Below are 22583 nucleotides of genomic sequence, written 5' to 3' on the forward strand. Positions count from 1 at the left end.
CTCAATGATCTCGCGATACGTGGCTCCAGCAAGGTGCTGGACGGGGAAGTGGCGGTCCGCATGCCGACGGACAGAGTCCGCAGAAATGCTGGTATCTGGACGCGTGACCAGGCGGGCAATGTCGGCGAAGCTACGTCCTTGGGAGAGCAGTACATTCACCTTTTCGCGGACGTCTTCGTGCCTACAGACGGCGCAACGGGGCTCGATTACAGCTGGGTCGTTCATGTGGTTTCCTCACCGACGGCACAATCCACGCACTTGGCCGCACTTATACGCCCTTGATCAGCTACTCGTTCGATCAAGCGCTTGGACATCGCCTTTCCGATCGGGGCAGTGTGGCCCGTTGCAACCGCGGTCCGGATGCGGTGCTCGTTGGAGTCGTGGTCATCGGGGGCGATCTCGGAGTTTGTCGAACGCCCTGCGACTCGCTCAACGATCATCAGGTCCAACCCGGACCGATCTCGGTGAACATCGCCTCCAGGGCGTCGGTCTCGACCCGGATCATTCGGGGACCGAAGCGATAGCCCTTGACTTTGCCGTCAGCGATCCATCGCCGGAGCGTGTAGGTGGAGAGCCCGTAGAGCTCGGCTGCCTCTTCGAGAGGGATGGTTCGCTCTGCCAGCAAACGCTGGTGCGACCGCCTCTCGACGAGAGGGTCCTGATGCGGATCAGACATAGATGTAGCGCCCCTTCCAAGCTGTCCACCGTGTCCGTCACGGTGGTGGGCGAGTCCCGAGAGTTAATCCCGACCCGCGCTGCTTGGCAGGGGCGCTTGTAGCTATGTCTATTCGGTTGTGTCCCTATATTACCTGCTACGGAGCTTGCCTGTCCATAAGAAGGCGGCATTATGGCGCATTACTTCACATTCCGCAACTTTTACCGAAAAGTTCGCACCTACTCGTCGAACATCTCCGACATGCGAGCCGCGATCTCGGCGTCCCTGCCCTGGGCGGTGTGCTGGTAGTGGATCGCCATGTCCGGGGTTTCGTGACCGATCCTGTCCATGAGCTCGCGGATGGTCGCACCGGTACGGGCAGCCTGGACCGCCCCGTAGTGCCGGAGCTGATGAGGGGAGAGGTCGCCCCTCTCAACCTTCCGAGCTGCTCGGACGAGAACCTCGCGGTACTTGGTCGCTCGCACCTGCCGACCTTCCCGATTGAGGAACAACAGAGCGTCCTTCCCGCCCTCTCGCTTGCGCTCGGCAACGAGCTCGATCAGACGGGGGGCGATGTGTGGTGGGACGGTCACAGTCCTGATCCCGGCCTCGCTCTTGGGCTCTCCGATCACCGGCCCACCCTTGAGCCACGAGATGGTGCGAGAGACGCTCACGGTGACCACGAGCGGATCAGACGAGGTCTTCCTGATGTCGCTGACTCTAAGCTCGGTGGCCTCGCCTACCCGGAGGGCGCACCCGGCCATGAGCTCGGTCATGAATCGGTACCGGTCGGAGAGGTTATCGAGGAGGGCTTGGTACTCCTGGGACTCCAGAAGAGGCTTGCGCTTGGGCTTGGGTGCCCTACGGGCTTGTGGAACTTGGCAGGGAGAGACCTCGATGGTCCCCTCCTCGACCTCTCGCTTCATGACCGAGGCGAGCAAGCCGTACGCCTGCGAGTTCCGAGACCGGGTCTCGGGGTGGTCCTTGCGGATCTGGGTCACCCACGAGCTCACGTCCGACTTCGTGAGCTTGCCGACTGGGGTCGAGCCGAGATACGGGACGATCCTGTGCTCGGAGACGGACCTGTAGTTCCTCACCGTGCCGGGACGAACGTCTCGGTTCTCGATGTAGTCGGTCACCGCATCGGCCACGGTCCGTGTCGATGACTCCCGGCGCTTACTGCGCTCCTTCGGAGGGGTCCACTGGTCGAGGTCGATGAGTCGGCGCTCGGCAGCGAGCCAGCCCTCAGCGTCGACCTTCGCGCTGTAGGTGTGCGGAGCGTTGTGCCAAGCGAGATCCGGCCCGGTGTAGCGAGCGCGATACCGACCTGACGGGAGCTTGGAGATGGAGCCGAAGCTGCGGCGAGTCCCTCTGGGAGGCATCGGACTGAGTCCTCTGGTCGAAACGTGTCAGAAACGTGTCACTTGAGAGGGTACTCGTGTCAGATCGTGCTACCTAGTGCTCGCTTGTAGTCAGTTCGCCTTGTTGGGTCCCCAAGCGGAGTATGCCCTGGTAGAGGCCATTCCCAGGCTACTGACCAGCAAGGTTGGAAGAGCTGCTCGCTTCACTGCCTTGCGGACGGTGCGGAAGTCCTTGACGTCCCAGCCGTTCTCCGAGGCGTACTTGCGCAGCCGCGAATCCGGGTTGATGGCCACCGGGTTGCCGACCATGGTCAGCATGGGCATGTCGTTGAAGCTGTCCGAGTACGCGTAGCAGCGGGACAGGTCGAACCCCTCGGCCTCGGCGAGCTTGGCGATCGCGTGTGCCTTGCCGGGCCCGTGCAGGATGTCGCCCACCAGGCGGCCCGTGTAGACGCCGTCGTGCTCCTCGGCGACCGTCCCCAGCGCGCCCGACAGTCCCAGTCGCGTCGCGATCACGCGCGCCAGCATCACGGGCGTCGCGGTGACCAGCCAGACCTGCTGCCCGGCGTCGAGGTGCATCTGCACGAGCGAGCGGGTCCCGGGCCAGACCCGGTCGAGCATCGAGGTGTCCACGACCTCCTCGCTCAGCGCGGTCAGCTCGGCGACGGTGCGACCCTTGACGAAGCTCAGGGCCTTGTCGCGGCCGGCGGCGACGTCGTCGGCGTTCTCCTCGCCCGAGATCCGGAACTTGGCCTGCGACCACGCGAGCCCGGCGATGTCGCGCACGGTGAAGAAGCGGTGCTTGGCCAGCCCGCGGGCCAGCAGGATGATCGAGGCACCCTGGATGAGGGTGTTGTCGACGTCGAAGAACGCGGCGACACGCGGGTCCGCCACGAACGGCCCGGTGTCCGCGGTCTCCTCGACGGTGCCGGCGGCTGGCGGGGCGGTGGGAGCGACAGCGGCACCGTCGGCGCCGGCGAGCGGGGGCCCGGGCTCGGCACCCGGCTCGAGCTTGACCGCATGTTCGGCGGAGGCCTCGCCCGCGACCCGCTGGACCCGCGCGTCGCGGCGTCTCCAGACGAGCCTTCCCAGCGCCGTGATCACATCGGCACGACCGGGCAGTCGCCGGCGGCGCGGGGAGTCGGCGTGCTCGTCGCTGGCGTGGTCGTTCTCCGGGTGGGAGTCGTTCACCGGGCGGGACCTCCTCGGGGGCTGCGACCCCATCCTAGGGGAGCGCCGGAGGGGTGGTGCACTATCGAGGCATGGCGCACACGGTGACCCTGCTGACCCGCGAGGGCTGCGGCAGCTGCGTCCGCGTCCACGGCCAGCTGCTGCCCCTGTGCGAGGGGGCCGGCGCGCGCCTCGAGGTCACCGACGTGGACCGCGCCGACGACCCCGACCTCGCCGCCGAGTACGGGGACCGCCTGCCGGTCGTGTTGGTCGACGGTGCGGAGCATTCGTGTTGGGAGGTCGACGACGACGAGCTGCTCGCCACACTCGCCGGGCCCGACCCGTTCGCCGGATGGGACTAGAGCCGGACGGGCACGGTGAGCGACCGGTGACGGCCCCGCCGGGGCTCAGGCGTCGGTGCGCAGGGCCCGCAGGATGGTGGCGTGCCGGAGCAGGAACGCTCCCTCGTCGAGCTTCTTGCGCCGCATCCAGCCGGTGACCTCGCTATTGTGCTTACTCGCATTGCAGGACGCGCAGGCCGGGACCACGTTCTCCAGTGTGTAGCGCCCGCCTCGGGAGATCGGCATGACGCAGTCCCGCTGCAGGGCCGGCCCGACGGCGTGACAGTAGGCGCAACCGCCCCACGCGTCGAGGATCCGCGCCCACTGCGGGTCGGTGAGGTCGTTGTCGACTCGGGCGAGGCGCCGCTGCCGACGCTTCGCGTACCGGGCGCGGGTGGCGGCGGACATCGTGGCGGAGGACCTGCGACGCGGGGGCACGGTGTCACCGTACTCGGGCGGTCGGCCTCCGGTCCGCGCTGTTCACGGGCGGCGTGAGGCGCTGCACGGACATAGCATCCCGTGCGATGACGGTTTTGTCCCGGGGTGTCATGCGGGTTACGGTGGATCCCGTTACGGGTCGTACGCAGGCTTGAGGGCCACGGCCGTCCCGGCAGAGTGTTCCCGATCCGGGAGTGCCCTGTGCACAGCCGTGAACACCGACAGGAGACGACCGACTGTGGACCAGCGTTCCGCGAGTTCGTCCGGCGGGCCTGCGTCCTTCTCCCGAGTGGTTTCTCCCCGAGTTGACGAGCTGGCGTCCATTCTGGCATGGGCCCGTCAGGCCCTGACGTCCGGGGGTCGGTTGTGAGCATCCTCCTGGTGGGTGTGTCCCACCACAGTGCGCCGGTGGGGCTGCTCGAGGCCGTGGCCGTGTCCGAGGTCGACCGCGACGCGCTCACCGAAGAACTCATCGCCGGTGAGAACGTCGACGAGGCGATGATCGTCACCACCTGCAACCGCGTCGAGGTGTACTCGGCCGTGGACGCGTTCCACCCGGCGCTCGACGACGTCGTCAACCTCCTGTCGCGCCACTCGGGCCTGTCCGTCGACGAGCTCAGTCGGCACCTGTACATCCGGTACTCCGAGTCCGCCGCCGAGCACCTGTTCTCCGTGGCCTCGGGCCTGGACTCGATGGTGGTGGGCGAGCAGCAGATCATCGGCCAGATCCGCACCGCGTACCAGTCCGCCTCCGAGATCGGCGCGGCCGGCACCACCCTGCACCGCCTCGCCCAGCAGGCCCTGCACGTGGGCAAGCGCGTCCACACCGAGACCGGCATCGACTCCGCCGGCGCGTCCGTCGTCTCCGTGGCGCTCGACCGGGCCGCGGAGATCCTCAACGCGAGCGCCGACGCCCCCGACGCCCCCGACGCCCCGGCCTCCCGCCGCCTCGACGGTCGGCAGGCCGTCGTGCTCGGCGCCGGCGCCATGGGCGGCCTGGCCGTCGCGCACCTCGGCCGCGGCGGGATCTCGCACATCGAGATCACCAACCGCACCCCCGAGCGCGCCGACCGGTTGTCCGAGATTGCCCGCGACTCCGGAACGCCCGCCACCGCGTTCCCGCTCGACGAGCTCGCCACCGCCGTCGCCCGCGCCGACATCCTCTTCACCTGCACCGGGGCCGTCGGCACGGTCGTCTCGCTCGGCGAGATCCACACCGCGCTGGCCAGCCGCGGTGACCGCGGGCCCCTGGTCATCTGCGACCTCGGCATGCCTCGTGACGTCGACCCCGCCGTCGCCGGCCTGCCCGGCGTGACCCTGCTGGGCATCGAGGCGCTCAAGGCCGACCCCGCCACCTCGTCCGCCGCGGCCGAGGCGGACGCCGCCCGCACGATCGTGGACGCCGAGCTCACCGCGTACACGCAGGCCGAGCGCATGGCCGGCGTCGGCCCGCTCATCGGCCAGCTGCGGGGCCGCGGCGGACAGGTCGTGGCCGCCGAGATGCGCCGGCTCGAGTCGCGACTGCCCGACATGGACGACAAGGTCCGCGACGAGGTGGCCAACACCGTCCGCCGCGTGGTCGACAAGCTCCTGCACCCGCCCACCGTGCGGTTCAAGGAACTCGCCGCCCAACCCGACGGGGAGAACTACGCGGCGGTCGTGCGCACCCTGTTCGACCTGGACCGCGACGTGGAGGAGGAGGCGTCATGAGCAGCAGGACCCTGAAGGTGGGAACCCGCGGCAGCACCCTGGCCACCACCCAGGCCGGGCACGTCCGCGACGCCCTCATCGCCGCCGGGTACCCGGCCGAGCTGGTGATCGTGCGCACCCGCGGTGACGTGGTGATGGCCCCCGTCGAGCGCATCGGCGTGGGCGTGTTCACCCTCGAACTGCGCGCCGCCCTCGAACGCGGTGACTGCGACATCGCCGTCCACTCGTACAAGGACCTGCCGACCGCACGCGACGACCGGTTCGCCCCGATCGCCGTGCCCCCGCGCGTCGACCCGTCGGACGTGCTCATCGCCCGCGACGGGCTCACGATGGACACCCTCCCGCAGGGCGCCCGCGTCGGCACCTCCGCCCCGCGGCGGCGCTCCCAGCTCGCGGCCCTGCGCCCCGACCTGGACCTGCACCCCTTGCGCGGGAACATCGACACGCGGATGGGATACGTCGCCAGCGGCGATCTCGACGCTGTCGTCCTCGCGGCCGCCGGACTCGACCGCACCGGGGCCGGAGAGCGCGCCACCCACCGATTCGGCATCGACGAGATGCTGCCGGCCCCCGCCCAGGGCGCTCTCGCCGTCGAAGCCCGCGCCGACGACACCGAGGCGATCGAGGCCCTCGCCGTCGTCGACCACCTCCCCTCCCGCGTCCGCATCGCCGCCGAGCGCACCCTCCTGCGCGACCTCGAGGCCGGGTGCACCGCGCCCGTCGGCGCGCGCGCCGAACTCAGCGGCACCGACTCCGCCCGGTCCGACTTCGCCGGCACCGACCCGGGTGCCGACACCCCGGCCGCCGACGCCGTACTCACGCTGCACGCCGTCGTCGCCGCCCACGACGGCACCACGGTCCTGCGGACCTCGGGCACCACCGTCCCCGCCGAGCATCCCGACGGGCCGGTCGCCGCCGCCGAGGAACTGGGACGCCGCCTCGCGGCCGAACTGCTCGACCGCGGCGCCAGCGACCTCATGTCCGCCGAATCCCCCGAGCAACGACCCCCGCTCGTACCCAGGGAATCCACGACGGCCCCACCGACCGTCACCGACCCCTGACCCCCGAACTCCCACCTCGCGCGCAGCCAGTGCGCGACACCCACCCGACGGAGAGACGAACAATGACTCGAGCACGCACCACCCGCCCCGGAACCGTCCGCTTCGTCGGCGGCGGTCCAGGCAACGCGGGGATGCTCACCTGCCGGGCCCGCGAGGTCCTCGCCGGCAACGCGCTGGTCTTTGCCGACGCCGACGTGTCGGCCGACGTACTGGCCCTGGTCGCCACCGAGGTCCCCGTCCCGCAGGAGCTGCTCGACGCGCGTCAGGCCGAGATGGACGCCGCCGTGGCCGCCGAGGACAAGGCCGAGGTCAAGCGACTCAAGGCCCTCCCGGCGCCCACCGCCGCCGACGTCCGGCCCGTCCTCGGTGAGCCCGCCGCCGTGGCCAAGCAGCTCGTCGCCGAGGCCAAGAAGGGCCGCGACGTCGTCCGCCTCGTCACCGGCGACCCCATGACCACCGACGCGACCGTCACCGAGATCGCCGCCGTCGGCCGCACCGTCGTGCCGTTCGAGGTCGTCCCCGGTGTCGCCGAGGCCACCGCCGTGCCCGCCTTCGCCGGCATCGCACTCGGCTCCGGCTACGTCTTCGCCGACGGCCGCGGCAAGGTCGACTGGGCGGCCCTCGTCGGCTCGCCCGGGCCCATCGTCCTGCGCACCACGACCCGCCACCTCGCCGAGGCCGCCTCCAACCTCGCCGAGCAGGGCCTCGCCGCGGGCACGCCGGTCACCGTGACCTGCTCCGGCTCGCTCTGTGCCCAGAAGTCCGCCGACGGTACCCTCGCGACCATGGCCGAGGTCGGGCGTGACATGGAGGGCGACCTGGTGGTGACCATCGGCAAGTCCGCCGGTGAGCGGCACCGCCACCAGTGGTGGGAGTCGCGTGCCATGTTCGGCTGGAACGTGCTCGTGCCCCGCACCAAGGCCCAGTCCGCCGAGATGAGCGAGCGCATCGCCGAGCACGGCGCCGTGCCCGTCGAGGTGCCGACCATCGCCGTCGAGCCGCCCCGCAGCCCCGCCCAGATGGAGCGCGCCGTCAAGGGCCTCGTCGACGGCCGCTACCAGTGGGTCGTGTTCACCTCCTCCAACGCCGTGCGCGCCGTGTGGGAGAAGTTCGTCGAGTTCGGCCTCGACGCCCGCGCCTTCTCCGGCGTGAAGATCGCCTGCGTCGGCGAGGGCACCGCCGCCCGCGTCCGCGAGCTGGGCATCCAGCCCGAGCTGCTGCCCAGCGGCGAGCAGTCCAGCCTCGGCCTGCTCGAGGTGTTCCCGCCGTACGACGACGTCCTGGACCCCGTCAACCGCGTCCTGCTGCCGCGCGCCGACATCGCCACCGAGACCCTCGCCGAGGGTTTGACCGCCCGCGGCTGGGAGATCGAGGACGTCACCGCCTACCGCACCGTCCGCGCCGCCCCGCCGGCCGCCGAGATCCGCGAGATGATCAAGACCGGCGGGTTCGACGCCGTCTGCTTCACCAGTTCCTCGACCGTGCGCAACCTCGTCGGCATCGCCGGCAAGCCGCACGCCCGGACGCTCATCGCCTGCATCGGGCCGCGCACCGCCGAGACCGCCGCCGAGTTCGGCCTGCGCGTGGACGTGCAGCCCGAGAACGCGTCGGTGCTGGAACTGGTCGACGCCCTCGCCGCGCACGCCGACCACCTGCGCGCAGCCGGCGAACTGCCGCCCCCGCGTCGCCGCGCCCGCCGGCGCTGACCCGCGCCGCCCGCCCCGCGCGCCGTCCTCACCCCGCCCGCCGCACCGCCGGGCGGGGTGAGGTGTCTCAGGGGTCGACGAGCGCGCGCAACTCCACCAACGCGGCTCGCAACCGATCCATCTGCTCCGGCCCGAGATGCTCCCGCCACTCGGCGTCGATCTGAGGCTCCGCCGCCCGAGCGACCGGAATGATCCCCCGGCCGCGGTCCGTGAGGCGCACCAACCGGGCCCGGCCGTCCTCCGGATCCCGCTCACGGCGGACGTACCCCGCCGCCGCCAACCGGTCCACCAACGCGGTCGCGGTCTGTTTGGCGATCCGGGCGCGCTCGGCCAACACGACGAGCCGGCTGCCCTCGTCGTCGTCGATCCCCGCCAACAGCCGGATCTGCGCGCGCGTGAGGTCCCCGAACCCCGCCTCGGCGATCGCGCCGACGATCCGGTCCTCGGCCGCGCGGTACCCGAGCCACATGAGCAGGCTGGTCGGCGCAGCGATGTCGTCGTCCACGGCAACTCCTCAGGCTCGGACGCACCAGATAGTCCTATGATGGTACTAGTCGCGGCCCGGAGGGCCGGGCCGCACCGGAGAGAGGGGTCGTCATGGACGACACCCAGGTCTGGGCGGCCGTCGACCGGCGCCGCAGCGACATCGCCGACTACCTCGAGGCCCTGCCGCCCGACGACTGGGACCGACCGTCGCTGTGCGACGCGTGGACCATCCGCGAGGTCGCCGCGCACCTCACCCTCGCCGGGCTCCCGCGCCGCCGGCTCGCGGCCCCGGCGCTGCGCCACCCGGGCGGGACCAACCGGTTGATCCGCGACACCGCGGTGGCGTTGGCGGGGCGGATGACCGACCAGCAGATCGTCGGCGCCCTGCGCGACATGGTCGGGCTGCACCGGCCGTTCCCCGGCCTCACCTGCCGCGAGGCGCTCGTCGACGCTGTGAGGCACACGCAGGACATCACCCTGCCGCTGGGGCGCGAGATCCCGGTCCCCACCGCCGAGATCACCGCCGCAGCGGATCACGTGGTGTCCTACGGGGGCCGCGGGAACGCCAGGGTGTTCCGCGCCCTGCCGACCGGAGCCGTGCGCCTGACCGCCACGGACGCGGACTGGGCGAGCGGCGAGGGCCCCGAGGTCGACGGCACCATGCGGGACCTGTTCCTGCTGCTGACAGGCCGCACCGTTCACCTCAACCGGCTGGGCGGCCCCGGTGCGGCGGCGCTGCGCGAGCGGATCGCAGCGTAGCGCGGGTCCGCGCCGCGCCGCTCCACCGGCGACTTTCGTACAGTGGGAACCGTGACGACACCGCCTGACCACACCGCTTCCGTCCCCGCGCCGCTGGTGCGACCGCGTCGACTGCGTTCGACGCCGGCCATGCGTCGGCTCGTCGCCGAGACCACGCTCTCGCCGCGTCAGCTGGTGTTGCCGGCGTTCGTCGCCGACGGGATCGACGCGCCGCGCGACATCTCGTCGCTGCCCGGGGTCGTCCAGCACACCGTCGACTCGCTGCGCCGCGAGGCAGCCGCCGCCGCCGAGGCCGGGCTCGGCGGCATCATGCTGTTCGGCGTCCCGCTCGACGCCGACAAGGACGCCACCGGGAGCTGTGGCGCCGATCCCGAGGGCATCCTCAACCGCGGCCTCGCGGCCGTCCGTGCCGAGGTGGGCGACGACCTCGTGATCATGGCCGACACCTGTCTCGACGAGTTCACCGACCACGGGCACTGCGGTGTCCTCGGAACCGACCCGCGCGGTGAGCAGATCGTCGACAACGACGCCACCCTCGTCGCCTACAACGACCTCGCCGTGTCCCAGGCCGCCGCCGGCGCCCACGTCGTGGCGCCCAGCGGGATGATGGACGGCCAGATCGCCGCCATCCGCGAAGCCCTCGACCGCGAGGGGCACCAGGACGTGGCCCTCCTGGCCTACAGCGCCAAGTACGCGAGCGCCTTCTACGGCCCGTTCCGCGAGGCCGTCGGCTCGTCGCTGCGCGGCGACCGCCGCACCTACCAGCAGGATCCCGCCAACATGCGCGAGTCCCTGCGTGAGGTCCAGCTCGACCTCGACGAGGGCGCCGACATGGTGATGGTCAAGCCCGCCATGTCCTACCTCGACATCCTGCGTCAGACGGCCGAGATCTCCGACGTTCCCGTGGCGGCGTACCAGGTCTCCGGCGAGTACGCGATGATCTCCGCCGCCGCCGAGCGCGGCTGGATCGACCACGACCCGGCCGTCATGGAGTCCCTGACCTCGATCCGGCGAGCCGGCGCCGACATCGTCCTGACCTACTGGGCCCTTCACGCCGCCCGCCTGCTCTCCGAGGGCTGGGGCGCGCGGTGACACGCGCCAGCGGTCCCTGGCGACCGCCCGCCCGGCCAGAGCAGTCGGGCGCGCCGGCCGGGTCCGCAGAACCCACCGGGCCCGGCTCGCCCACCTCGGCCACCGACCCCGTGGGGCCGCCGCCTGAGGAGATCCACACGGCGTGGGTGCTCTGGCTGGCCGCCGCCGCGTTCGGGCTCGTCGGCATGCTCCTCAACGCCGCGACCGCGAGCTTCAGCGACCTGCCGGCCGCGACCCGGGACGCGTTCCGCGACGCCGTCGCCGACACCGGACCCATCGACATCTCGGTCGAGGGCATGTTCTCCATCTCCCTGGTGGTCGGTGCCGTGGTTGCGCTGCTCGCCGCCGCGGTCACCGTGTGGCTGGCCTTCCGCCTGCGGGCAGGGAAGGGCTGGGCTCGCACGATGCTCGACATCGTGGCCGTCTTCCTGATCGTCGACGCGGTGTCCGTGATCGTCGGGGTGTTCGGCGGGATCGCGCTCGCGGGGGAGCGGGGCGACGTGGTCAGCTTCATCGTCATCGCCCTGCGGATCCTGGCCGGTCTGTGCGCGGCCACCGCCGTCTGGCGCCAACACACGGCCGAGGCCATGAAATTCACGACCCCGGGTGGCGGCGCGCGTGCCGGCAAGTGACACAGCCGCCACACGGCCGGGCATAGAGCCCCGAGGCCCCATCCTGTACGCCGAGGACGGCTGGAGCTGGGCGTGGATCCTCGCCGCCCCCGTGTTCTGCGCGGCCGCCGCGGCCTTCGAGCTGATCACCGATGCTCCCGTGCACTGGATCATGCTGACCGTCTGCGCGGTCGCGTCCGCGCTCTGCCATGGCGTGATGATCGCCGCCACCCGCGTCCACGGCCGTGTCCGGCTCACCCCGCAGGTGTACATCCAGGGCACCGAGGAGCTCGGCCTGGACCGGATCGACGCGGTGCTGCCGCTACCGGCCGCCGGAGCGCCCGAGGCCTCATGGCAGACCGCCCGCACGCTCGGCGAGTTGCGGGAGGTCCCGCGCCGCCGGGGCGCGGTCGGACTGCGCCTGGACTCCGGCGCCGAGGTCCGCGCCTGGGCCCGCGACCGCTCGGGCCTGCACGCCGCCCTCAGCAGTGCGGTCGCGGCGGCCGACGGCGGGGCGGGACGCGGCGGGGCGAGACGCGGCGGGTCGGACCCGGCGTGAGTTCGCGTCGCCTCGCGGTGGCCGCCGTCGTCACCGCCGCACTCGCCGTGCTGCTGTGGTGGCTGTCCCGGGACGTCGTCTCCGTCCTGCCGCCGGTGGTCGACCCGCCTGTCGAGGGGCCCATCGAGCGGGTGCGGACCGACACCCGGCTGCTGTTCGCCGCCACCGTCCTGGCCGGCCTGACCCTGGTTCTCACCACGCTCGCCATCCTCCGGCGCTCCCCCCGTCGCGGGGCGTGACATATCTACTTCTAGATGGGACTTTCCAGGCGACCCGGAAGCCCCGGTAACGATCGTGTGACGGTTCCCTGAGTCCGCACGGGGCTCCACCGCGTGGCGGGTGTCACGGGCTACATTTGTCGCGGTTCGGACGCATGTGACGCTCGTGAAATCGAGCAGTTGCTGCGTCCGATTCGCCGGAGAGACACCTACAGCACATGGAATCGGGGATCGGTGCAGCCGTCTAGCACTTTTGTTGGCACCACGGCGGTCGTCGGGGCGATCGCACTTCTGGGAACCGGAGTGGCCTCGGCCACGCAGGTCGAATGGCGGGACTGCGCCGAGATGCTCGGGATCGAGGCCGAGTACGTGCCCGCCGGTCTCGAGTGCGGGACCGTCGAGGTCCCGGTCGACTACAACGCCCCCGACGCCGCCAAGACCGAGGTCGCGCTCACGCGCATCAAGGCCTCCTCCGGTCAGGCGCGCTCCACGGTGTTCGGCAACCCCGGTGGCCCCGGCGTCTACGCGTTGAACTTCTGGAACCCGGCCCCCGACGGCAGCGGTCCCGAGGGGCTCTACGAGAACCACGACCTCGTGGCCGTCCAGCCGCGTGGCCTGTTCGGATCCAACCCGATGGTCTGCAACGTCGACTTCGTCGGTCCGAACGCCGTCAACGCGCTCCACGACGCCTGCTACGGCACGGACCCCGAGTACATGGCGTCCATGACGACCGAGAACGCCGCCCGCGACATGAACGCGGTCCGCGAGGCGCTCGAGCTCGCCGAGATCGACTACGTGGGCGTCTCGTACGGCACCGCGATCGGCACCGACTTCGCCACCCTGTTCCCCGAGCACACCGGGCGGATGGTGCTGGACTCCAACACACACCCCGACTGGCGCTGGTCGAAGCAGGCCGAGCAGGGCGCACTGGCCCAGGAGCGGCGGATCAACGACATCTTCGCCTGGATCGCCGAGCGTGACGACTACTACGGCCTCGGCGACACCCCGCTGAAGGTGTTCCACTCCTGGAAGTGGGTCACCGATCAGGAGGTGGGCGGCCCCGCCAACCTCACCCCGCCGCCCGCCGAGGCGCGCGACCTGCCCGTCGAACTGCGCGGCACCCCGGTCGAGCGCCCCGCACTGGACGTCATCAACGGCACCGCCCCCGCCCGCGCCCGCGTCGAGGGCTTCGCCCGCGCCGCCGCCCTGCAGGGGCTGACCAACAACGCCACCACCGGGCTCTACGACGCCACGGTCGGCGCCACCTACTCCGAGCAGGCGTGGCCGATGCTCGCCCACATCCTCAAGTACTACAACGACGGCGGGAACATCGCCCGGGTCGACTACGAGACCGTGGGCCTGATGCTCGCCGCGCAGGAGAACCGCTCGCCCGTCTACCGCACGGACGTCGAGATGAACTCGATCATCACGTGCAACGAGACCGCGGCGCCGGCCGACCAGCTGGGCGTCATGTCCGCCAAGGTCGACAAGTTCACCGGCGGCAACCGACTCACCACCCGCGCCGCCGTCGAGGCCGCCGGGGACGACTGCGTGGGCTGGGCGCCCGTCGCGCGGACCATCAGCCCGAACGGGGACGCGCTCGACGAGAAGCCGCTCGTGCTGCACTCCGAGGACGACGCCGTCACGCCCATCGCCGGCGCGCACCGCGTGGTCGAGGCGCTCGGTGGTGCCCTGGTCACCGTCGGCGGCGGCGACCACGGAACCTTCCGCACCGGCAACGAGGCCGTCGACAAGCTGGTGATGGACTTCCTCCGCACCGGCGTCGCGGCCCCGGGCCACGTCGACGGCAAGCCGTCGCCCGAGCCGCTGCCCCGCTGGGGCGAGGCCGAGCGCATCGCCGCCGCCCAGCAGGGCATGTCCGCGCCCGTCGCGGGCGCTGACGACTGGTACGGCACCCACCGCGACGCCGGCGTCGGCGCGGGCGTCACCGACGCCGCGGGGCTCGGTTCCGTCGGCGCCCCGGCGACCGGCTCCGTCGGCACCCCCGTGGACGCGCCGGCCCCCGCGACCGGGTCCCTCGGCGCCCCTGCCGCGCCTGCCGCCGCACCCGCTGCGGTGTCGGCCCCCGCGCCGCTGCCCAGCCCGCAGCAGCTGCAGCAGCAGGCGGAGAAGGCGGTGCAGGACTTCGCCGGGCAGGTCGACGCTGCCGCCAGGTCGCTGTTCGCTCCCTTCGCGCCGCCCACCCCGCCCGCGCAGCCGCAGGTCTGACACCGCGAGGGGGTACTCGTGGCGGGACTTTGAGACACTGGGGGAGTGACGTCTGCGAGTGATGCCTTCCCGACCCCGTCCGGCATGTCCGGGACCGCCCGATCGGCCGAGCTCTTCGCCGAGGCCCGCGAGCTGATCCCCGGGGGAGTGAACTCCCCGGTGCGCGCCTTCAACTCCGTCGGCGGAACCCCGCGCTTCATCCGTGAAGCGCGGGGTTCTCGCATGACGGACGTCGACGGCAACACCTACATCGACCTCGTCTGCTCGTGGGGCCCCATGATCCACGGGCACGCCCACCCCGAGATCGTCGACGCCGTCAGCGACGCCGCGACCCGCGGCCTCAGCTTCGGCACCCCCACGGAGGGCGAGGTCGACCTGGCGCGCGAGATCATCGCCCGCACCTCGGTCGAAGAGGTGCGGCTCGTCAACTCCGGCACCGAGGCCACCATGAGCGCCGTGCGCCTGGCCCGCGGTTTCACCGGCCGTTCGAAGGTCGTCAAGTTCTCCGGCTGCTACCACGGCCACGTCGACGCCCTCCTCGCCGACGCGGGCTCCGGCCTGGCCACCTTCGCCCTGCCGGACTCGCCCGGCGTGACTGGCGCGACCGCCCACGACACGATCGTGCTGCCGTACAACGACATCGAGGCCGTGCGCGTAACGTTCGCCAACCACGGGGACGAGATCGCCTGCGTGATCACCGAGGCCGCCGCCGGCAACATGGGCACCGTCCCGCCGCTGCCCGGGTTCAACGAAGAGCTGCGCGCCCTGTGCTCGGACAACGGCGCGCTCCTGGTGATGGACGAGGTCATGACCGGCTTCCGCGCCGGCGACCGCGGCTGGTGGGGCATCGACGGCGTCGCCGGCGACCTGACCACCTTCGGCAAGGTCATGTCCGGCGGACTGCCCGCCGCCGCGTTCGGCGGCCGCGCCGACGTCATGGCCGCCCTCGCGCCGGCCGGACCCGTCTACCAGGCGGGCACCCTGTCCGGGAACCCCGTCGCCGTGGCCGCGGGCCTCGCCTCGCTCCGTCTGGCGGACCACGCCTGCTACTACACCCTGCAGACCAACGCCGACCGGCTCGAGGCCCTCATCGGCAACGCGCTGCACGGCGCCGGCGTCACCCACACCATCCAGCGGGCGGGCACGATGCTCAGCGTGTTCTTCACCGAAGAGCAGGTCACCGACTACGCCGGCGCCAAGGCCGCCGAGACCTTCCGGTACGCGCCCTTCTTCAACACCCTGCTGGACCGGGGCATCTACGCCCCGCCGAGCGCCTTCGAGACCTGGTTCGTCTCCACGGCCCTCACCGACGACGACTTCCAGCACATCGCCGACGCCCTGCCCGTCGCCGCCGAGGCGGCCGCCGCCGCGACCGCCCCCGGAGACGGCCGATGAGCCGCAGCGGCCGCGGGCTCCGGGGACGTCTCGCCGTCCCCGCCACCGGCCCCACCTCATTGCCGATCCCCCTGCGCGGAGACCATCCCGCCCCCGCCGCGGCGCCGCCGTCGTTGGGCGGGTCCGCGGCCGCCGCGGCCCCGGTGGAGGCGCCCGTCGAGACGCAGCCCGAGGGGTCTGCGACCTATGGCGCCGAGCCGGGGACGATCGCCGTTCCGGGAGAGCCGACCTCGTCGTCGTCGACCCCCCGTGACACGTCGGCCCGCGCCAACGAGACGCAGACGATCGTGCATCTCGTGCGCCACGGCGAGGTCCACAACCCCGAGGGCGTCCTCTACGGTCGACTGCCCGGGTACCGGCTGTCGGAGCTGGGACGCAGCCAGGCGGAGACCGTCGCCCGCGTCCTCGGGAAGGGGCACGACATCGTGTCGATCGTCGCCTCCCCGCTGCAGCGCGCCCAGGAGACCGCCGCCCCGCTCGCCGAGACCCTCGGACTGCCGGTGGGGATCGACGCCGACATCATCGAGGCGGAGAACCGTTTCGAGGGGCGCAAGGTCGGCGGCCCCGGCGGTGCGCTCCGCGACCCGCAGTACTGGCCGATTCTCGTCAACCCGCTGCGGCCGTCGTGGGGCGAGCCGTACCTGCAGATCGCGCACCGCATGATCGGCGCCGTGTACTCGACCCTCGACACCGCCCGCGGGCACGAGGCCGTCCTGGTGAGCCACCAGCTGCCCGTGTACACCACGCGGCGCTTCCTCGAGGGTCGGCGCCTGTGGCACGACCCGCGCTCCCGGCAGTGCTCCCTGGCGTCGGTCACCTCGTTGGTGTTCGAGGGCACCACGCTGCGCGACATCGTCTATTCCGAACCGGCGGGCGCCTCCGACCCGTCGCAGACTGGAGCATGATCCATGCGTAAGACCAAGGCCGCGCTCGGCGCGTTGCTTCTGTCCGGCGCGCTCGCCGCCGGTTGCGCCACCGGCAACGACGCTGTGGTGGTGGGCCCGGAGACGTTCGAGTTCGTCAGTCCCGACGGCCAGATCGAGATCCACTACGACCCCCCGGCTGAGCGCAAGCCCGTCGCCACGATCGCCGGGCCCGACCTGCTCGACCCCGACCGCACGCTCACCGTGCAGGACGATTTCGCTGGACAGGTCGTGATCCTCAACCTGTGGGGCCAGTGGTGTGGTCCGTGCCGCGCCGAATCCGACGACCTGCAGCGCCTGCAGGAGGAGTACGAGCCCCGCGGCGCGACCGTGTTCGGCATCAATCTCCGCGACCCCAACCGGCAGAAGCCCGTCGACTTCGTCCGCGACAACGGCATCACGTACCCGTCGATCTGGGACCCGAGCAACGCGGCCGTCGCCGCCCTACGTGGCTTCCCGACGTCGGTGGTGCCGGCGACGATCATCCTGGACAAGCAGCATCGGGTGGCCGCCGTGTACCTTGCCGAGATCACCGACGACGAGCTGAGTGAGACCGTCGACAGGATCCTGGCCGAGGAGGTCGAGCAGACGTGACCCCCGAAGTGATCCTGCTCGCCCAGAGCGTCGGGGAGACCTTCCAGCAGACTGTGGCCAGCGGCCCGATCCTGCTGGCGTTGGGCGCGTGCGTGCTGGCCGGACTGGTGTCGTTCGCCTCGCCCTGCGTGATCCCGCTGGTGCCCGGCTACATGGCGTACCTGGCCAGCGTGGTGGGCGCCGAGCGCCCGCCGGTCACCGCGGCCGCCGCTGAACGGCAGCGCGCCGCCACCGCCACACTGACCGTGGAGGAACGGCGAACCCGCCGCGCTTCCCGTACCCGCGTAGTCGGCGCATCCTTGCTGTTCGTGGGTGGGTTCACCGTGGTGTTCGTGCTGCTCAGTGCCATGGTGCTGGGGACCGTGCAGTACCTGGCCCCGCAGCAGGAGTTGCTGCAGCGGCTCGGCGGCGTGGTGACCATTCTCATGGGTCTGGTCTTCATCGGCTTGGTGCCCACCCTGCAGCGGGACACCCGCATGCAGCCGAAGGCGCTCTCGACGTGGCTCGGCGCGCCGATGCTCGGCGCCGTCTTCGCCCTCGGCTGGACCCCGTGCCTGGGTCCCACGCTCGCCGCGGCGCTGTCGGTTGCCGCCGGTACGGGCGTCGACGCGGCCCGGGGCGTCCTGCTGATCGTGGCTTACTGCCTGGGTCTCGGCTTGCCGTTCATCGTGGTGGCGTTCGGCTCCACGTGGGCGATGCGCACGGTCGGGTGGCTGCAGAAGCACACCCGGGCCATCCAGGTGTTCGGCGGCGTCATGCTCATCATCGTGGGTCTGCTGCTGCTCTCGGGCGGATGGGCGCTGTTCATCGACTGGCTGCGCGACTTCGCCATCTCGGACACCACTCTGCCCATCTGACCCACTTGAGCTGGCCGCCGTCGCGCCTTGGTCGCGTGTGGTCATGCTGCGGCCTTGGAGTTGGCCGTGTGTTGGGCGATGGTGTGGTCGAGGTCGTGGAGGAGGGCGAACGGCAGGATGGGTGCGTGGAGGGGCCCGAGTGGTGGTGGGCCTGGTTTGGGTGGTGGTGGGTTGGTCGCGCGTGGGGTTGCGGTGGGTGGGGTCCATCTGACGCCTTGGGGTGCGGTGGGGTCTGGGGTGGTGGTCCAGCCGGTGTCGTGGATCATGGCGTGGCAGTCGGCGCTGGTCAGGGCGAGCTCGTCGATGTTGGTCTGCCCGCCGGCGGCCCAGGGTTTGCCGGCGTGGTGGGCTTGGCTGTGTCTGGCGTCCTGGTCGCAGTCGGGGTGGGTGCAGCCGCCGTAGGCGGCGAACAGTGCCAGGCGTTGGTAGCGGGAGGCGGTGCGGCGACTGCGGTAGAGCTTGAGGTCGATTTCCTGGTCGCACAGGGCGAGGAACCAGTGGTTGCCGGCGGCCATGGCGATGGCCTGGTCGACGGGCACGCGGATCCCGGAGTCGGTCTGGCCGCATCCGGCCAGGGTGGCCAGTTGGTCGAGGTCGATGCGTACGACGATCGCCGCCGCGGCGCCGGTCTTGCGCGCGTCGGTGTTCAGTGCGAGCGTCAGGGCGTGGACGAGGGCGTCGTGCATGCGCTGACCGTCGCTGCGCTCATCGGGGGTCTGCTCGTCGGGCCATAGGCGTCCGGGTTGTGCCCAGCGGGCGTGGACTTCGCGCATCAGGGCCGCCAGTTGGGGGTCCATGGTCATCGACGCCCTGGCCATGAGGTCCAGGCCTTGTCCGGAGCAGGTGACCGATCGACGCCTGGCCCGTTCGGCGGCGCCGCGTTCGGTGCGGCCCGGGTCGATCTGGTCCAGCAGGCGGTGGGCGTTCTCTTGTAGGCGGCGGGTCGTGGCCCGTTCGGCGGCCAGGGCGATCAGTTCGGTTTCGAGGCGGTTGCGCTCGTCGTCGTCGACCTCGTCCGGTAGCGCGGCCAGGGTGGTGTTGATGATCTTCAGGTGCCCGGCCGAGATTCGTCCGGCCGCGGTGGCGGCCATGCGGGCGGTGTCGGCGATCAAGGAGTCCTCGAGGCGGCCGCGTGCCTCGCCGGGTGCCAGGCCGAGCCCGCCGGTGAGCATCTGCCGTTCGTTGATGTAGCCCATCTGTCTGGCGGCCCCGGTTCTCCGCGCCTCGGCCATGACGCGCGCCTGGGTGGCGCGCAGGCGACGCTGGGCCTGCTCGAGAGCGACGAGTTCGGCGTGCACCTGCGCCGCGCCCGCCTCGGACCAGTCGCGGCCAAGGTGCGCATCGAGCGCGGACAGCACGGCCGCCAGCTCACCACTCGCCGTGAAGGCGCTGCCCGCACCACTCATCCTGTCGCTCATGCGTTCGATTAGATCATCCGAGTACGACACGAACCCGTCACCGCAGGTCACGCCGACCGGCGCGACGTGGCCGCGCGTCGGATGACCCACCCGCAGGCCCCGCCCAGCTGCAAAGATCACTGGCTGTGACCGCGCATCGATTCAAACATGGCCCGGAAAACTCGCCGCAATGCCTCCAGTTCGAGATCTCAGGGCGACGGTGGAACCGTTCGGCCGGGCGGGGCGTCGTACAGGTTGTGGGAAGAAGTAGAGCTGTGTGCGGCGCGCTCGTTGCGGCCCTCGTGGTGCTGTCCGGGTGCGCGTCGGCGGACGGGGAAGAAGAGACGCCGCCGACGACGACGACGAGCGCAGCCGCCCCCGAAGATTCCGGCAATCCGTGGGATCTGCCGGTCGCGCAGAGGCCTGCCCTTTTCGACCCGTGTGCTGAGATCCCGGTTGAAGCGGTAGAGGGGGTAGTGGGCACTCCAGTCGATTCTGCTGAAAACCTACGTAACCATGACCAAGGCGAGCTGTTCTCATGCGGTTGGAAGAACGACGAGATTCTCTTCGGTGTAGCCGGAACGTGGCGAGCGAGACACGAGTTCCTTTCTGATCGTGCCTTCGAAGCAATTGACAACCAGTCGATGGTGGCCGGACGGCCCGGAATCCGCGCTCGTGACCGCGGAGATCAGTTCGATACGACGTGTTACCAAGTGTTTTTTACATCGCGGGGCGCGGTAGTCCTCAATATCAACCTCATTGATTCGTTGGGCACCTTCCAAGATGTCCAGTTCGCTGAGGCTTGCGAAGTCCTTGACGAAGTCATTGAGCCAATTCTGGATTACATCCCGGAAGGAGACTTTGTATGATAACCCACCTGGAGGCGAGCGCGGCACACGAATGTAATGCCGCATGCAGTCGGTTCATCGACTCGATCCGCGATTTAGCTGCGGGGTCCCGGTTTGATGGATTCCGCTCCGCCTCTGGGTCATTCGAAACTGCCCGTCAGATTCAAACCGTCTTTTCTTTGTTCGCAACTGAGGACCTTGACACTCTCCTGAATGGATTCATAAGTCAGGCGCGCGCGATGTCTCTCCTCTTCGCCGCCGCGGGCGGGTTGATCGAGGCGCAGGATGAGGCGTTGGCGGGGGCGCTATCGAAGGCGGCCGAGGAGCCGGCGGGGCTGCAGAGCCTGGGTGTGATTCGTGCCGGGGAGAATGAGGGGTTCATTCTCGAGGATGCGTGCGTGATGGGTGGCTACGGGCGGGTGGGTCCGGAGGACGTGTCGGATTCGCCGTTGGAGCGGATCGCCCAGTGTGCGCAAGCACTGCAGCCCGAGCAGTTCAGCGAGATCCAGCAGCGGGCGGGAGCGGTCTCCGAAGCGCTTCACTCCGCGGCCACGCAACTTCAGGCCGACCTGAGCACTGTGCTCGGGCACGGGTGGCAGGGCGAGTTCGCGGTGAGTGCCCAGGACTCGGTGAGGGGCCTTGTCGGCTCGGCGGTTGCGCTGTCTGGCGAGTTGGAGAAGGTCGCCGAGAAAGCCGGGCGCGCACACCAGGGGTTCGTCACCACGCGCACGAACGTGGCCGAGCAGGCGGCCCAGGCACAGCTCGCGCAGCTATCCGGGCGCGAACTCGGACCGGCCGGACTGTCGGCGGCCGCCGCGTCACGAGCCCAGCAGGCCGCGGCGGAAGAGCAGGCGCGGGCGATCGTCAACACTGAGTACAGCCCCGCGGTGATGGACGCCAACCTCGACGATCTGGACTTCACCGCCGCCTACCGGGTGGTCTCCACGACCGCACTGGGCGGGCCCGAGGGCATCGACATGGCGCGGGTCTGGAACACCGAGGGCATCGCGCGTCCGGCGCGGCCGGCCGCGCCGAACCCGGCCACGCTCGCCGCGCTCACCACGGGCGCCGGGGAGGCCGGCGGCCCGGCGGGCGGGGCCGGAGGTGGCGGGACGACGACGAACTCGCCGGGCGCGGGCCGCGATGCCGCCACCGAGCAGGCACTTCTGGCCTCGCGGACGGGCGCAGCCGACGGCGGTGGGACGGCCACCGCCGGTGCAGGGCAGGCGGGCGCCGGGCAGTCGGTGGCCGGACAGGCGGGCGCGGGGCACGGGGCTGCGGGTGGTGGCGTGAACGCGGCCACCGCCCCGGCCGGGGCGCCGATGACGCCGATGACCGGGGTGAACGGCCAGCGCGGCGCGGCAGGCGCCGGTGCGGGCGGCATCCGGGGGATCCGGGGCGGGGCGAACGGGGACGGTCGGGGTCGTGATCGCGGTTTCGGCTCGACCAGTGGCCTGCTCGGCGGTGGCGGCGCCGCCGCGACCGGGGTGGGCGTGGGCGCATCGCGAGTGGGTGGTGCCGGGACACTGGCCGGGTTCGGTGCCGGCGGCGCGGCCAGCCCGGGCGGGGGCGGGCCGGCCGCGGGCGCTCCCGGGGCAGGTCCCGCGCCCGGAGGGACGGCAAGCTCGGGTGCGGGGGCGCTCTCGTCGTCGTCGACCGGTACGGCCCAGGCCGGGCGCGCCGGGGCGATGCCGATCGGCGGGATGATGGGCGCGGCCAACGCCGGCCAGAACAGTGACCGGCGCGGTCACACGCCGGCGAGCTACCTGACCAACGCCACCAACACCACCGCCATCATCGGCGACCCGGTCAAAGTCGCCCCGGCGGTGCTCGGCCGCCCGCGCGCCGAGGAACCCGCGCCCACGGACGACGCCGCCGCCCCATACCGCGGACGCACCCTCGGCCGCGACTACACCGGCGGAGGCGCGACACGAGACTAGACCGGAACCGCCCTCAGCAGCGCGCCGCGTCGCGGGGAGCAATGAGCCACCGATCCACACAACAGAGACACGGTCCGGACACACAGCCCGCCCAGACTCGACGCCGTACGACCGCCCACCGCAGCACGCCTGGAGGCACCCCACCCGTGTCCTACGCCCACCCACCGGCACCCGCACGATGATCGACGCCCGGTCTCCCGCGGCGGGGCACCGAGAGACCCCCGCCACACCGG

Annotated in this window: 23 protein-coding genes and 1 pseudogene; 17 read left to right on the forward strand and 7 right to left on the reverse strand. The window is 71.2% G+C overall.

Annotation, left to right across the window (positions count from 1 at the left end):
• A partial coding sequence (locus DPA01S_RS17275; protein WP_232303049.1) for a hypothetical protein occupies window positions 1-282 on the forward strand: 282 nt, incomplete at its 5' end.
• Between the two features lie 157 nt (window positions 283-439).
• Here DPA01S_RS17275 and DPA01S_RS07020 read toward each other — a convergent pair.
• From DPA01S_RS07020 to DPA01S_RS07030, 4 genes and pseudogenes are all read right to left on the reverse strand, one after another.
• Window positions 440-676 (reverse strand): helix-turn-helix domain-containing protein, encoded by a 237-nt coding sequence (locus DPA01S_RS07020; RefSeq protein WP_061914842.1) that lies wholly within the window; start codon window positions 674-676, stop codon window positions 440-442.
• Window positions 677-894: 218 nt separating this feature from the next.
• Window positions 895-1794, reverse strand: a complete 900-nt coding sequence (locus DPA01S_RS07025; RefSeq protein ID WP_198150719.1) for a tyrosine-type recombinase/integrase — start codon at window positions 1792-1794, stop codon at window positions 895-897.
• 84 nt (window positions 1795-1878) lie between these two features.
• A pseudogene (locus DPA01S_RS17700) lies at window positions 1879-2037 on the reverse strand (site-specific integrase); the annotation flags it as partial.
• A gap of 90 nt (window positions 2038-2127) precedes the next feature.
• Complete coding sequence (locus DPA01S_RS07030) at window positions 2128-3207, reverse strand: HAD family hydrolase (protein ID WP_232303050.1); 1080 nt, start codon at window positions 3205-3207, stop codon at window positions 2128-2130.
• A 71-nt stretch (window positions 3208-3278) separates the two neighbouring features.
• Between DPA01S_RS07030 and DPA01S_RS07035 the strand changes: the two genes are divergently transcribed.
• Window positions 3279-3548, forward strand: a complete 270-nt coding sequence (locus tag DPA01S_RS07035; RefSeq protein WP_061227988.1) for a glutaredoxin family protein — start codon at window positions 3279-3281, stop codon at window positions 3546-3548.
• 45 nt (window positions 3549-3593) lie between these two features.
• Here the strand turns inward: DPA01S_RS07035 and DPA01S_RS07040 are convergent, their stop codons facing one another.
• Window positions 3594-3935: an HNH endonuclease gene (locus DPA01S_RS07040; protein ID WP_061914848.1), complete on the reverse strand. Its 342-nt coding sequence runs from the start codon at window positions 3933-3935 to the stop codon at window positions 3594-3596.
• A gap of 396 nt (window positions 3936-4331) precedes the next feature.
• Between DPA01S_RS07040 and DPA01S_RS07045 the strand changes: the two genes are divergently transcribed.
• The 3 genes from DPA01S_RS07045 (at window position 4332) to DPA01S_RS07055 (ending at window position 8442) form a co-directional block, all read left to right on the forward strand.
• The gene (locus tag DPA01S_RS07045) at window positions 4332-5675 is read left to right on the forward strand and encodes a glutamyl-tRNA reductase (RefSeq protein WP_198150720.1); all 1344 of its coding nucleotides are present in this window, start codon (window positions 4332-4334) and stop codon (window positions 5673-5675) included.
• The gene (gene hemC, locus DPA01S_RS07050) at window positions 5672-6736 is read left to right on the forward strand and encodes a hydroxymethylbilane synthase (RefSeq protein ID WP_061914856.1); all 1065 of its coding nucleotides are present in this window, start codon (window positions 5672-5674) and stop codon (window positions 6734-6736) included. Before DPA01S_RS07045 ends, hemC begins: the two co-directional genes overlap by 4 nt.
• A gap of 62 nt (window positions 6737-6798) precedes the next feature.
• Window positions 6799-8442: a bifunctional uroporphyrinogen-III C-methyltransferase/uroporphyrinogen-III synthase gene (locus DPA01S_RS07055; protein WP_061914859.1), complete on the forward strand. Its 1644-nt coding sequence runs from the start codon at window positions 6799-6801 to the stop codon at window positions 8440-8442.
• A gap of 67 nt (window positions 8443-8509) precedes the next feature.
• On the opposite strand, the gene DPA01S_RS07060 is transcribed toward DPA01S_RS07055, so the two are convergent.
• Complete coding sequence (locus DPA01S_RS07060; RefSeq protein ID WP_232303051.1) at window positions 8510-8947, reverse strand: MarR family winged helix-turn-helix transcriptional regulator; 438 nt, start codon at window positions 8945-8947, stop codon at window positions 8510-8512.
• Window positions 8948-9039: 92 nt separating this feature from the next.
• Here DPA01S_RS07060 and DPA01S_RS07065 point away from each other — a divergent pair, with 92 nt between their 5' ends.
• The 10 genes from DPA01S_RS07065 (at window position 9040) to DPA01S_RS07110 (ending at window position 18165) form a co-directional block, all read left to right on the forward strand.
• Window positions 9040-9687: a maleylpyruvate isomerase family mycothiol-dependent enzyme gene (locus DPA01S_RS07065; RefSeq protein WP_061914863.1), complete on the forward strand. Its 648-nt coding sequence runs from the start codon at window positions 9040-9042 to the stop codon at window positions 9685-9687.
• 51 nt (window positions 9688-9738) lie between these two features.
• Window positions 9739-10779 (forward strand): porphobilinogen synthase, encoded by a 1041-nt coding sequence (gene hemB / locus DPA01S_RS07070; RefSeq protein WP_061914978.1) that lies wholly within the window; start codon window positions 9739-9741, stop codon window positions 10777-10779.
• Complete coding sequence (locus tag DPA01S_RS07075; protein ID WP_061914866.1) at window positions 10776-11411, forward strand: hypothetical protein; 636 nt, start codon at window positions 10776-10778, stop codon at window positions 11409-11411. The genes hemB and DPA01S_RS07075 overlap by 4 nt, the downstream gene beginning before the upstream one ends.
• On the forward strand, window positions 11398-11949 hold the full coding sequence (gene mce1N / locus DPA01S_RS07080) for a transport-regulating membrane protein Mce1N (RefSeq protein WP_061914981.1): 552 nt from the start codon (window positions 11398-11400) through the stop codon (window positions 11947-11949). Before DPA01S_RS07075 ends, mce1N begins: the two co-directional genes overlap by 14 nt.
• Window positions 11946-12188, forward strand: coding sequence for a hypothetical protein (locus tag DPA01S_RS07085; RefSeq protein WP_061914868.1), 243 nt, complete (start codon window positions 11946-11948; stop codon window positions 12186-12188). The genes mce1N and DPA01S_RS07085 overlap by 4 nt, the downstream gene beginning before the upstream one ends.
• Before the next feature lie 282 nt (window positions 12189-12470).
• Window positions 12471-14396 carry an alpha/beta fold hydrolase gene (locus DPA01S_RS07090; RefSeq protein ID WP_232303052.1) on the forward strand — a complete coding sequence of 642 codons (1926 nt, stop codon included), beginning with the start codon at window positions 12471-12473 and terminating at the stop codon, window positions 14394-14396.
• A gap of 84 nt (window positions 14397-14480) precedes the next feature.
• Entirely contained in the window at window positions 14481-15791 is a 1311-nt protein-coding gene (hemL, locus tag DPA01S_RS07095) for a glutamate-1-semialdehyde 2,1-aminomutase (RefSeq protein ID WP_061914871.1), read from the forward strand.
• The gene (locus DPA01S_RS07100) at window positions 15788-16696 is read left to right on the forward strand and encodes a histidine phosphatase family protein (protein ID WP_106385056.1); all 909 of its coding nucleotides are present in this window, start codon (window positions 15788-15790) and stop codon (window positions 16694-16696) included. The genes hemL and DPA01S_RS07100 overlap by 4 nt, the downstream gene beginning before the upstream one ends.
• A gap of 3 nt (window positions 16697-16699) precedes the next feature.
• Complete coding sequence (locus tag DPA01S_RS07105; RefSeq protein WP_061227997.1) at window positions 16700-17308, forward strand: TlpA family protein disulfide reductase; 609 nt, start codon at window positions 16700-16702, stop codon at window positions 17306-17308.
• Window positions 17305-18165 (forward strand): cytochrome c biogenesis CcdA family protein, encoded by an 861-nt coding sequence (locus DPA01S_RS07110; RefSeq protein ID WP_061227998.1) that lies wholly within the window; start codon window positions 17305-17307, stop codon window positions 18163-18165. The genes DPA01S_RS07105 and DPA01S_RS07110 overlap by 4 nt, the downstream gene beginning before the upstream one ends.
• A gap of 41 nt (window positions 18166-18206) precedes the next feature.
• Here DPA01S_RS07110 and DPA01S_RS07115 read toward each other — a convergent pair whose 3' ends face one another.
• Window positions 18207-19583 (reverse strand): HNH endonuclease signature motif containing protein, encoded by a 1377-nt coding sequence (locus tag DPA01S_RS07115; RefSeq protein ID WP_084374723.1) that lies wholly within the window; start codon window positions 19581-19583, stop codon window positions 18207-18209.
• Between the two features lie 254 nt (window positions 19584-19837).
• Between DPA01S_RS07115 and DPA01S_RS16295 the strand changes: the two genes are divergently transcribed.
• Both DPA01S_RS16295 and DPA01S_RS07120 read left to right on the forward strand, forming a co-directional pair.
• Entirely contained in the window at window positions 19838-20431 is a 594-nt protein-coding gene (locus DPA01S_RS16295) for a DUF3558 family protein (RefSeq protein ID WP_181366039.1), read from the forward strand.
• Window positions 20432-20649: 218 nt separating this feature from the next.
• Window positions 20650-22350, forward strand: coding sequence for a hypothetical protein (locus DPA01S_RS07120; protein WP_061914877.1), 1701 nt, complete (start codon window positions 20650-20652; stop codon window positions 22348-22350).
• Window positions 22351-22583 lie beyond the last annotated feature (233 nt).

This window comes from Dietzia papillomatosis NBRC 105045, assembly GCF_001570845.1.
Classification (GTDB): Bacteria; Actinomycetota; Actinomycetes; order Mycobacteriales; family Mycobacteriaceae; genus Dietzia; species Dietzia cinnamea.

Excerpts from the sequence above, each read along its gene's own strand:
- DPA01S_RS07035 (WP_061227988.1), top strand. The coding sequence starts at position 3,279 with ATGGCGCACACGGTGACCCTGCTGACCCGCGAGGGCTGCGGCAGCTGC.
- DPA01S_RS07120 (WP_061914877.1), top strand. The coding sequence starts at position 20,650 with ATGTCTCTCCTCTTCGCCGCCGCGGGCGGGTTGATCGAGGCGCAGGAT.
- DPA01S_RS07020 (WP_061914842.1), bottom strand. The coding sequence starts at position 676 with ATGTCTGATCCGCATCAGGACCCTCTCGTCGAGAGGCGGTCGCACCAG.
- hemC (WP_061914856.1), top strand. The coding sequence starts at position 5,672 with ATGAGCAGCAGGACCCTGAAGGTGGGAACCCGCGGCAGCACCCTGGCC.
- hemL (WP_061914871.1), top strand. The coding sequence starts at position 14,481 with ATGTCCGGGACCGCCCGATCGGCCGAGCTCTTCGCCGAGGCCCGCGAG.
- DPA01S_RS07115 (WP_084374723.1), bottom strand. The coding sequence starts at position 19,583 with ATGAGCGACAGGATGAGTGGTGCGGGCAGCGCCTTCACGGCGAGTGGT.
- DPA01S_RS07055 (WP_061914859.1), top strand. The coding sequence starts at position 6,799 with ATGACTCGAGCACGCACCACCCGCCCCGGAACCGTCCGCTTCGTCGGC.
- DPA01S_RS07040 (WP_061914848.1), bottom strand. The coding sequence starts at position 3,935 with ATGTCCGCCGCCACCCGCGCCCGGTACGCGAAGCGTCGGCAGCGGCGC.
- DPA01S_RS07100 (WP_106385056.1), top strand. The coding sequence starts at position 15,788 with ATGAGCCGCAGCGGCCGCGGGCTCCGGGGACGTCTCGCCGTCCCCGCC.
- DPA01S_RS07065 (WP_061914863.1), top strand. The coding sequence starts at position 9,040 with ATGGACGACACCCAGGTCTGGGCGGCCGTCGACCGGCGCCGCAGCGAC.
- DPA01S_RS07105 (WP_061227997.1), top strand. The coding sequence starts at position 16,700 with ATGCGTAAGACCAAGGCCGCGCTCGGCGCGTTGCTTCTGTCCGGCGCG.